Source organism: Micromonospora sp. CNZ297, from assembly GCF_007827625.1.
On the sequence record NZ_VISU01000040.1, the window covers coordinates 24,749 to 34,005 of the forward strand.

At 71.7% G+C, this 9,257-nt stretch carries 13 protein-coding genes; 7 read left to right on the plus strand and 6 right to left on the minus strand.

Annotated elements, in window-relative coordinates; genetic code table 11:
- Positions 1-94: 94 nt before the first annotated feature.
- The 5 genes from FB454_RS33215 to rpmB all read right to left on the minus strand — a co-directional run bounded on the left by FB454_RS33215 (position 95) and on the right by rpmB (position 3,665).
- Complete coding sequence (locus FB454_RS33215) at positions 95-1,309, minus strand: WxL protein peptidoglycan domain-containing protein (RefSeq protein ID WP_145824185.1); 1,215 nt, start codon at positions 1,307-1,309, stop codon at positions 95-97.
- A 125-nt stretch (positions 1,310-1,434) separates the two neighbouring features.
- Positions 1,435-2,907 carry a choice-of-anchor M domain-containing protein gene (locus FB454_RS33220; protein ID WP_013287202.1) on the minus strand — a complete coding sequence of 491 codons (1,473 nt, stop codon included), beginning with the start codon at positions 2,905-2,907 and terminating at the stop codon, positions 1,435-1,437.
- 49 nt (positions 2,908-2,956) lie between these two features.
- Positions 2,957-3,262 (minus strand): 30S ribosomal protein S14, encoded by a 306-nt coding sequence (rpsN, locus tag FB454_RS33225; protein ID WP_013287203.1) that lies wholly within the window; start codon positions 3,260-3,262, stop codon positions 2,957-2,959.
- Complete coding sequence (gene rpmG / locus FB454_RS33230; protein ID WP_013287204.1) at positions 3,262-3,429, minus strand: 50S ribosomal protein L33; 168 nt, start codon at positions 3,427-3,429, stop codon at positions 3,262-3,264. The genes rpsN and rpmG overlap by 1 nt, the downstream gene beginning before the upstream one ends.
- Positions 3,429-3,665: a 50S ribosomal protein L28 gene (gene rpmB, locus FB454_RS33235; protein ID WP_013287205.1), complete on the minus strand. Its 237-nt coding sequence runs from the start codon at positions 3,663-3,665 to the stop codon at positions 3,429-3,431. The genes rpmG and rpmB overlap by 1 nt, the downstream gene beginning before the upstream one ends.
- 303 nt (positions 3,666-3,968) lie before the next feature.
- Here rpmB and FB454_RS33240 point away from each other — a divergent pair, with 303 nt between their 5' ends.
- The 5 genes from FB454_RS33240 to FB454_RS33260 all read left to right on the plus strand — a co-directional run bounded on the left by FB454_RS33240 (position 3,969) and on the right by FB454_RS33260 (position 7,953).
- A complete protein-coding gene (locus FB454_RS33240) occupies positions 3,969-5,270 on the plus strand; it encodes a CobW family GTP-binding protein (protein WP_013287206.1) in 1,302 nt (433 codons plus the stop codon).
- Entirely contained in the window at positions 5,267-5,527 is a 261-nt protein-coding gene (locus FB454_RS33245) for a type B 50S ribosomal protein L31 (protein WP_013287207.1), read from the plus strand. Before FB454_RS33240 ends, FB454_RS33245 begins: the two co-directional genes overlap by 4 nt.
- Positions 5,524-6,393, plus strand: coding sequence for a class I SAM-dependent methyltransferase (locus tag FB454_RS33250; protein WP_013287208.1), 870 nt, complete (start codon positions 5,524-5,526; stop codon positions 6,391-6,393). The genes FB454_RS33245 and FB454_RS33250 overlap by 4 nt, the downstream gene beginning before the upstream one ends.
- A gap of 6 nt (positions 6,394-6,399) precedes the next feature.
- Positions 6,400-6,909 (plus strand): Fur family transcriptional regulator, encoded by a 510-nt coding sequence (locus FB454_RS33255; RefSeq protein ID WP_013287209.1) that lies wholly within the window; start codon positions 6,400-6,402, stop codon positions 6,907-6,909.
- Positions 6,910-6,978: 69 nt separating this feature from the next.
- Positions 6,979-7,953 (plus strand): ATP-binding protein, encoded by a 975-nt coding sequence (locus tag FB454_RS33260; protein ID WP_145824186.1) that lies wholly within the window; start codon positions 6,979-6,981, stop codon positions 7,951-7,953.
- A 64-nt stretch (positions 7,954-8,017) separates the two neighbouring features.
- Here FB454_RS33260 and FB454_RS33265 read toward each other — a convergent pair whose 3' ends face one another.
- The gene (locus tag FB454_RS33265; protein WP_013287210.1) at positions 8,018-8,422 is read right to left on the minus strand and encodes a Fur family transcriptional regulator; all 405 of its coding nucleotides are present in this window, start codon (positions 8,420-8,422) and stop codon (positions 8,018-8,020) included.
- Positions 8,423-8,773: 351 nt separating this feature from the next.
- Here FB454_RS33265 and FB454_RS35150 point away from each other — a divergent pair, with 351 nt between their 5' ends.
- Both FB454_RS35150 and FB454_RS33270 read left to right on the plus strand, forming a co-directional pair.
- Positions 8,774-8,944, plus strand: a complete 171-nt coding sequence (locus FB454_RS35150) for a hypothetical protein (protein ID WP_013287211.1) — start codon at positions 8,774-8,776, stop codon at positions 8,942-8,944.
- 134 nt (positions 8,945-9,078) lie between these two features.
- Positions 9,079-9,257, plus strand: a 179-nt coding sequence (locus FB454_RS33270) for an IS110 family transposase (protein WP_486485493.1), incomplete at its 3' end; no start/stop codon positions are given.

Below are 9,257 nucleotides of genomic sequence, written 5' to 3' on the forward strand. Positions count from 1 at the left end.
AGGCAACGTGGTGGTGTGTCGTCGTGCCCCGTCGCGACGGCGTGGCCGGTGCCGCTGCCCGACGCGGTCCGCAGGCAGATAGGGCGTGACCGGGTCACGGCGTGTCCCTCCCCGTGTGGTCGATGTCCGGTCGTCGGTTGTCGCGGCCCTGGTCGGGCCGATCGACCCGCGGCGTCGAACGGTCCGGCGTCGTCGCGTCGTCGCCGCCGGACGGGGCGCTCGCACCGATCGCGGCGGGAACCGCGGCGTCCCGGCCGCCGGAGGTCCGGTCGGTGTCCCGGCTGGCCTCCATGCGGCCCTGCTCCCGGGCCGTGGCCACCGCCCGCGCGATCTGTCGCGCCCGCCGCCGGCGAGCGGCGATCAGCGCCCAGACCGCGAGGGCGAGCAGGGCCAGCAGGACCAGCTGCGACCAGGGCACCGCCCAGACCGAGGCCCGCGCCGTGTCGACCCCCGGCGGCGGGTCGAGGACCTGGTCGCCCACGGCGGCGGGCGTGACAGCGCCGCTCGCGGTCAGCCGGAACAGCGGCGGGACACCCGTCATGCGTACGGTGGTGGTCAGCTCACCGCCAGGCAGGATCTCCGGCAGGGCCGCCGCGTCCACTGAGCGCCGGCCGAGACCGAAGAGACCCGCCACGCCGAGCGTTGGCCGGCCGGTGAGCCGGACGTTGCCGGTGTTCCGGACGGTGAAGGTGGCGGTGATCGTGCCACCAGCCAGGGGGTTGAGCGAGCCGCTGTGCCGCACCCGCAGGTCTTCGACGGCCAGCGCCGGTTGCAGCTCACCGGTCACCCGCAGGTAGATCCGCGCGCCGACGCGGTGGTCGACGGCGACCTGGTTGCCCTGGGCGTCGGCCGTCGTGGCGGCCAGTGAGGCAACGATCCCTCCGGCGTGGTCACCCGGGGTGGCGTTGTCCGGCACCGTGAGGGTGAACGGAACGATCAGGCGGGACGTCGACGGAATGGTCACGCGGCGTTGCTTGAGGCGGACCCAGGCGCCGACATCGGTGGGCTGCCGGCCGCCGGCCAGCAGGTCAAAGCCGCCCTGGGCGGTGGTGAACGCGTCGCTGGCGTAGAGGTTCAGGGTGAGCGGGCGCGCCGAGTGGTTGGTGACCGCGACGTAGTCGGTCAGGGTGGCGCCCGGGTCAAGCTTGTAGGCGAACGCCGGTCGGCCATTCGGACCCTTCGCGCTCGACGGCGCCACCCCCCAGGTCACGGCGGACGGCGCCGACGATGCGCTCGGCGTCGGCACGGGCGGAGCAGGCGCCGCGCCGAGCAGGGCGATGCCGGTGGCGATGGCGGCGAGCAGGCGCATGGTGCAGACGGTTTCCGTTCCTGAGTGAGGGATGGGGCGGGGTGGGCGGCGCGGCAACGCCTCGCCCACCCCGCGGCCGTCCGGTGACGCGGCTCAGCGCCGGGTCACCGGACGGGTTCGGGCGATCAGATTGCGGTGAGGGTGAGGGTCGCGGTGTAGGTTCCCGCGGCGGTCTCCGTGGGCAGGCTCAGCCGCAGCCCCGCACCCAGCTGGGCGGTGCCACGCCCGGCGCCGGCCGGCGCTGAACCCAGCACCGCGCTGGTGCCGAGGCCACCGCCGCTACCGACGACGTACGGGGCCACCTGCGGGCCGGCGACCACGCCCTGCGCAGCGCCCTGGGTCAGGACCTGCGGGGTCCAGCCGAGGTAACCGGCGCTGAACGTCACACCGTCCGGGCCGGTGAAGTCGGCCGGGATCTGCCCGGAGGCGCTCCATCCCGGCTGACCGGCGCGGGTGTCGGTCACCGTGACCGGCCGCAGCTCCCCGGTGCTCTCCCACCGGTCGCCGCCTGCGGTGAGCTGCGCGGGCGGCAGCACCACGGCCCGGTCGTCCGGGTTGACGCTGATCACCAGCGCACCCTGCGTCTCGTCGATCGACGCGGTGATCGTCTGCGACGTGCCCGGCTCCTGCGGCGGGAACGCCACCCAGAGGGTCACCGGCTCGCTGGTCGCGGCCACGCCGTGGTCGTTGTCGTAGAGCTTGGCCACGTACTCGCAGGCGTTTAGCTCCCGGGTCGCGGTGAACGAGTAGCTCGCGCCCGCCTCGCCCGCGATGACCGTCCAGTCCGCCGCGCCCGGACACTTGCTGAACCAGTGGTAGTGGTCCAGCTCCGTCTGCGGCGTCTGCACCGCGGTGAGCGTCACCGTGTCGTTGGGCTGGTACTCGTCGGCCATGCCGCTGACCGACAGGCTCACCTCCGGCCCACCGCCGGACAGCTCGCCGACGACGAACGTGTAGTCGACCGGCCCGGTGCTGACCGTCGTGCCGTCGGTCAGCGTCGCATCGGCCTGGAACTTCAGGGTGTAGCTGCCCTGCGTGCTGAACGCCCAGTTCGAGTGGGCGTGGGTCTTCACTGGCACGTCGATCGCGTCGGGCAGCCCGTCGTCACCGCGGAACTTGACGATCGGACCGCCGAACGAGTCCTGCGTGAACAGCGTGACGTTGCCCGGCCCCTGCACGCCGACGAGGCTCAGCCGCACCTTGTTTCCCTCGAATACACCCGAGTCGAGCGTCGTGGTGTTCCAACCCGGCCACAGCAGATCCGGATCCTGGGTCATCGGCAGCAGCCAGACCTGGCTGCCGGCCGGCCCGAGGAAGGCGAACCGGGGATCGTCCGGAACGGCCATGGCCGCCTCCGGCAGGACCTGGAACGTCACATCCGCCGGGTCCCGCTTCATCGCGGGGCTGACCGTGTCGTCGTTGACCTTCAACGACAGCTTCCCGTCGCTGTAGTGCACGTCGACCGCATCGGTGTGCCCCTTGGACAGCACCACCTTCTCCGCCGCCGACGCAGCGGTCGGCGCGAGCACCGTGCCGGCGACCACCACCGCCCCGGCGAGCAGGGCCGCGAAACCGCGAGCCCTCACTGTCGCATTCATACCTCCCCTTTCACACCGCGCGCCTGGCGCGGTGGTTCATGTGGTGCCTTCACCACGAGGCCTTGCGCACTCCTGGCATCTCGCCGCGCAGGGCCAGCTCGCGAAACCGCACCCGGGACAGCCCGAACCGGGTCAGCACCCCGCGCGGGCGCCCGTCAATCTGGTCGCGTGACCGCAGTCGCACAGGGCTGGAGTCGCGCGGGAGTCGGCTGAGCCGGCGGACCGCCTCGGCGCGTGCGTCCGGGTCGGTGTCCGGATGGGCGACCAGCCGCTTCAGCGCCGCCCGCGCCTGCGCGTGCCGAGCGACCAGTTTCTCGCGGCGCGTCTGCCGGTTGACCAGGCTCTTCTTGGCCATCAGCGGGCCTCGCGGAACTCGACGTGGCGGCGTACGACCGGGTCGTACTTGCGCAGGACCAGGCGGTCGGGGTCGTTGCGGCGGTTCTTGCGGGTCACGTACGTGTAGCCGGTGCCGGCGGTGCTGCGCAGCCGCACGATCGGGCGGACGTCGGTCTGGCGGGCCATCAGAGCGTCACTCCCCGGGCGCGCATCTCGGCGACGACCTTCTCGATGCCCTTGCGGTCCACGGTCTTCAGCGCCTTGGCCGTCAGGTTCAGTCGCACCCAGCGGCGCTCCGAGGGCAGCCAGAAGCGGTGGTTCTGCAGGTTGGGGTTCCAGCGGCGGCGGGTGCGCCGGTGGGAGTGGGACACGGCGTTGCCGAAGCTCGGCTTCGCGCCGGTGACGTCACAACGTCGGGACACAGTGATGACTCCTCACTCAACTCGGTAACGGTAACGAAAACGGTTTTCAGTCTTACATCAGCTGTTCGGCCAGTTCCACGCCGGGGTCGTCGGCGATCTCGGCCGAGCGGTCGGCGCCCAGGCGGTAGCCCCAGCCCCGCAGCGTCGTCGCCACCGGTATATCGACACCGTGCCGACCGTGACGGTGGGAACGTCGTCGGCTCGTGGCGCCCTCGTCCGCGCACACCGGCACATCCCTGTCCCCGTCGCCACCTCGCATATGCTTAAATGACAATCATTTTCAACTGAGTCGAGGGGAAGCCGATGTCGTCCTCACCACAGGCACCGACCCGCGCCGTGACCGCCGACGCCGATACCCGCCCGTCGTTGACCGTGCTGTCCGGGTTCTGGCCGGCGGCGACCTTCGCCGTCGCGCGCACGCTGCTCGCCGCCGATGCGTCGCTGCTGCTGGTGCGGCACGACCTCGCCGGCATCCGCGACGGCGTCGTCCGCCGGGTGATCCGCTCCGGCACCGGCGTCATCGAGGACGAGCAGGTCGCGCTGCGGCACGGCTGCGCCTCCTGCACCCTGCGTGAGGACGTGCTGCCCACCCTCGCCCGGCTCACCCGCAGCCACCCCGGCCGGGACCTGGTGCTGATGCTGCCCGAGGTGGTGGAACCCGAGGCGGTCGCCGCCGCCTGCGCCCACTGCCTCGTCGACGGCGCACCCATCACCGACCTCATCCGGGTCGACTCCTACGTCACCGTCCTCGACGCCGAACACCTGCTCGACGGCCTGGCCACCACCGACGACCTGAGCACGCTCGGCATCCAGGCCGCCGACGACGACCACCGCGCGCTCGCCGACGTCGTCGTCCGGCAGATTGAGTACGCCGACACCCTGGTGCTCTGGGGACAGTCCCGCGGCGGAGAGTTCGACACCGGGCGGTTGGCCGTCCTGCTCCAGCGGATCGCCCCCTGGGCGACCCACCTGCGGGTCGACGGCGACCTCATCGATGCCGTCGCGCTGACCCGTCAGCTACGTCACACCCACCGGCACCGGCCGGAAACTCCGGGGGTGCTCGCCCGCGGCCTGCAGGGCTACACCCTCGGCGCGCACGAGCCGGAGCCCGACTGCGGTGTCGTCTCCGCCGCCTTCCGCGCCCGGCGCCCGTTCCACCCGCAGCGCCTGCACGACGTGCTGGAAGAGGTCAACGCCGAGGTGATCCGTTCGAGAGGTCACCTCTGGCTGGCCAGCCAACCCGACACCGTCATCGCCTGGGAGTTCGCCGGTGGCGGCCTGTCCATGGGATCCCTCGGGCACTGGCTGGTCAGCCTGCCCGAGGACCGCTGGGAGCACGTCGAGGACCAGCGCCGACTCGCCGCCGCCCTGGACTGGGACCCCTACTACGGCGACCGCCACCAGCATTTGGTCTTCATCGGCCTCGACGTCGACCCTGTCGAGCTGCACCGCACCCTCGCCGGCTGCCTGCTCACCGACGCCGAACTCGCCGACGGCGAGGACACCTGGCGCACCTACACCGACCCGTTCGCCGGCTGCTTCCCCCTCGTCGTGGAAGAACCGGCCGACACCGACACCAACACCGAAGGAGTACGACCCGTATGAAGCCCGGCATCCACCCCGAGTACCGGCCCGTCGTCTACCGCGACAAGGGCGCCGACTTCGCCTTCCTCACCCGCTCGACGGCCACCAGCGACCAGAGCATCGAGTGGACCGACGGCAACACCTACCCCGTCATCGACGTCCAGATCTCCTCGGCCAGCCACCCCTTCTGGACCGGCAAGCAGCGCCTGCTCGACACCGCCGGCCGGGTCGAGAAGTTCCGCGCCAAGTACGCCCGCCGCGGACCACAGGGCGGATGAGCACCGACCCGCCGGTCGACTGGACCGGACTGGCGCCGCAGCTGGTCGACGCCGCCCAGCAGGACCGGGCCTGGTACCTGACGATCGCCCGCGAGCTGGTCGCCCCCGGCGACCGGCTCGCGGTCGACATCGGCTGCGGCGCCGCCGGAATGGCCCTGGCCATCGCCCGGATGATGACCTGCGGCCGGGTCGTCGCGGTCGACGCGCATCCGGCAGTGCTCGACGCCGCACGTAGTCACATCCGCGCCGAGTGGGCGGATCCACGCGTCCGCGTCGAGCCGCTGCGCGCCGACATCCCCGCCCAGACGGACGCCCTACGCGAGACGCTCGGCGCTCCCGCCGACCTGGTCTGGGCATCGGCCTCGGTCCACCACGTCGGCGACCAACAGGCCGCGATCACCGCCCTCGCCGGACTGCTCGCCCCCGGCGGACGCCTCGCGCTCGCCGAGGGCGGACTACCGGAGCGCCACCTGCCCTGGGACGTCGGCCTGGGCGAACCCGGCCTGGAAGGCCGGCTGCACGCAGCCCAGGACCGCTGGTTCGCCCGGATGCGGGCAGGACTTCCCGGCAGCCGGCGGATGCCGTACGGGTGGACCGAAGCCCTCCAGCGGGCTGGTCTGTCGCCGGTCACGACCCGCACCACCCTCGACGAGCAGCCACCACCGCTGCCCGACAGCACCCGACGGACCGTCCTGGAAGCCCTCGCCGAACGGGTCGGCAGGCTGCGGCCCACCGGACTGCTCACCGCCGCCGACCTCGGCGCCTGGGACCGCCTCCTCGACCCGGCCGACGAGGAGTGGCTGGGCCACCGCGGCGACCTGTTCCGGCTGTCGGCCCGCAGCGTGCACCTCGGCGTCCGCCCCTGAGCCGCCATGACCACCTTCCTCGTGGCGGACGCGCAGCTGCGGGTCGTGGGTCTGGCGCCCACCGCGCAGCGCCGCGCCGTCCTGGCGCTGCTGGCCGGACGTTCCCGCCCGCTCACCGCCCAGCAGGTGCACGCCGAACTCACCAGTACCGTGCGGCACATCGGCCTGACCACCGTCTACCGCGCGCTGCACAGCCTCGCCGATGCTGGACTGCTGCACACCTTCGACCTCGACGGCCAACGCGCCTACCGCCACTGCGGAACGGCACCGCACCAGCACCTGATTTGCACCGGGTGCGAGACGGTGACCGAGTGCCCACCCGAGGTCGTGACGAGCTGGCTCACCGAACTGCACCAGCACACCGGTTTCACCCCGCACCCGGACCGACTCGACCTCAGAGGAATCTGCGCGACCTGCGCCAAACGTGACCATGGGTGCCGTGGCGCAGCCCGAGCAACGTCCCGACCGCGACACGCCGCCGAGCCACGATGGCCACAGGCCAGTCTCGGCACGTAGCACAGCCTTGGCCGCTACAGTGTCGTCAGTGGAAATGGTTTCCACTTACATCATCGTGGAGCAGGCTGAATGAAGATCGCGTTCGTCGGCAAGGGCGGCAGCGGCAAGACCACGCTGGCGGCCCTCTTCGCTCGCCACCTCGCCGCCGGGAACCGGCCGGTGCTGGCCATCGACGCCGACATCAACCAGCATCTCGCGGTGGCGCTCGGCGCCGGCGAGGAGGTCGCGGCGCAGCTGCCAGCACTCGGTGACGCCCTGCCGCAGATCAAGGAGTACCTGCGCGGCGACAACCCGCGCATCGCCTCGGCGGCGGAGATGGTCAAGACCACGCCACCCGGTGCCGGTTCCCGGCTGCTGCGCGTCGTAGAGAGCAACCCGGTGTACGACCGGTGCGTCCGCGAGGTGGGCGGGGTGCGGCTGGCGGTCACCGGCGCGTTCCGGGAGGAGGACCTGGGGGTGGCCTGCTACCACTCCAAGCTCGGCGCGGTGGAACTGCTGCTCAACCACATGGCCGACGGCCCGGCCGAGTACGTGGTGGTGGACATGACCGCCGGCGCCGACTCCTTCGCCTCCGGCCTGTTCACCCGCTTCGACCGCACCGTCCTGGTCTGCGAGCCCACCGTGCGCAGCGTCGGCGTCTACCGCCAGTACGCCGGCTACGCCCGCGACTACGGCGTCGCCCTGTCGGTGGTCGGCAACAAGGTCGAGGACGCCGCCGACGTGGACTTCCTCCGCGAGCACGTCGGTGCGGACCTGCTCACCTGGGTCAGCCGGTCGGCGTACGTGCGCCGCGCCGAACGCGGGATCATCGGCGCCCTGGACGACCTGGAGCCCGCCAACCGTGCGGTACTGGCGCAACTGGCCGACGCCGTCGACGCCACCGACCAGGACTGGGAGGCGTTCACCCGCCACGCCCACGAGTTCCACCGCCGCAACGCCCACGCCTGGGCCAACGAGCGGGCCGGCACGGATCTCACCGCTCAGATCGACCCCGACTTCGTGATGGGGCCTGCGGCACGGCTTCCGGTACGGGCTCTCGGCTGAGCCGGCAGCGCGGTCGCGGATCGGGTCGGGGCAGTACCTACCGGCTTTCCCCGGCCGGCGTCGATCAGCGGGCGCACTCCGCGCAGACGCCGAAGATTTCCAAGGTGTGGCCGACGTCGGTGAAGCCGTGCTGGGCGGCCACCTGGTCGGCCCACCGCTCCACGGCGGGTCCGGCGACCTCCACCGTGCGTCCGCAGTCGCGGCAGACCAGATGGTGGTGATGTTTGCTCTGGCTGCACCGGCGGTACAGCTGCTCGCCGCCGGGCAGCCGGGTGGAGTCGATCTCGCCGGCGTCGACCAGTAGCTGCAACGTCCGGTACACGGTGGTGAGGCCGACCCGCGCCTTCCGGGACAGCAGCATCTGATGCAGGTGCTGCGCCGAATGAAACCCCTCCACCTCGCGCAGCAGCGCCAGCACCTCGCCACGCTGGCGGGTGTTACGTGTCGCATTCGGTATCACCTGGGTCACCGTGGTCGCATCCTTTTGTGTTGCCCGTCGCCTGACGTCTCACCATTCGTGTGCCGTACGGCTGTGCGTCGTGCGAGCACTTCCGCGCCCCCAGGCCTGCTCGGGAGCAGGCGGCACGCCGGACCGGGCCAAAGCCATCCACGGCCTGCGACTGGTGAGATCCCTCGGCAATTATGCCCGGTGTGCGGTACCGGACGGCAGCGCCGCTACTGCCACCCGGATCAGAGTGGTCGCGGTCGAGCTGGCGGACGGGACAACCGGGCTGCTCAGCGCCGCCGGCCATCGGCCGGGCCGGTGCAAGTAGCGTCCTCAGCGATACGCGCCACCATGGCCGCAGCGAGGTCGGCCCCGGTGACGCGGCCGTTCGGCCCGGTGGCGATCGGTGGCGCGTTCAAGGAGATCCAGAGTTCGCCGTCGCACCCGCCGGCGCTGGTCCCCCCCGTTACCTTTTTGATCGTCCCCAGCCGGGGAATCCTCGGTCGCCCGGCCCGGTATGACTTCCTGCCCCTGTCGTTCGGATGATCCGGGGGGTGTTGTCGCCGGGTCGGGTGGCGTCGGCGGACCGCTGATAGGGACACGGCCACCCGTATTGGGGTAGGTCTCTTCGTAACGTGGCTGCCGGCAGTCCGACGCCCTGACTGCGGCCGAGGGCCACGATGCGATGCGTGGAGGCGGGTCTGGTGCACGACGGATATGGCGTCTTCCTGGGCTTGGACGTCGGTAAGGGTGATCACCACGCGGTCGGGCTGGCTCCGGACGGCAAGCGGCTGCATGACGCGGCGTTGCCGAACACCGAGGCTCGGCTGCGGCAGCTGTTCGACAAACTCGCCCGCCA

Bases quoted from the DNA above. Each gene is read 5' to 3' on its own strand.
- FB454_RS33215 (WP_145824185.1), bottom strand. From the start codon at position 1,309: ATGCGCCTGCTCGCCGCCATCGCCACCGGCATCGCCCTGCTCGGCGCG.
- FB454_RS33220 (WP_013287202.1), bottom strand. From the start codon at position 2,907: ATGAATGCGACAGTGAGGGCTCGCGGTTTCGCGGCCCTGCTCGCCGGG.
- rpsN (WP_013287203.1), bottom strand. From the start codon at position 3,262: ATGGCCAAGAAGAGCCTGGTCAACCGGCAGACGCGCCGCGAGAAACTG.
- rpmG (WP_013287204.1), bottom strand. From the start codon at position 3,429: ATGGCCCGCCAGACCGACGTCCGCCCGATCGTGCGGCTGCGCAGCACC.
- FB454_RS33240 (WP_013287206.1), top strand. From the start codon at position 3,969: ATGTCGTCCTCACCACAGGCACCGACCCGCGCCGTGACCGCCGACGCC.
- FB454_RS33245 (WP_013287207.1), top strand. From the start codon at position 5,267: ATGAAGCCCGGCATCCACCCCGAGTACCGGCCCGTCGTCTACCGCGAC.
- FB454_RS33250 (WP_013287208.1), top strand. From the start codon at position 5,524: ATGAGCACCGACCCGCCGGTCGACTGGACCGGACTGGCGCCGCAGCTG.
- FB454_RS33255 (WP_013287209.1), top strand. From the start codon at position 6,400: ATGACCACCTTCCTCGTGGCGGACGCGCAGCTGCGGGTCGTGGGTCTG.
- FB454_RS33260 (WP_145824186.1), top strand. From the start codon at position 6,979: ATGAAGATCGCGTTCGTCGGCAAGGGCGGCAGCGGCAAGACCACGCTG.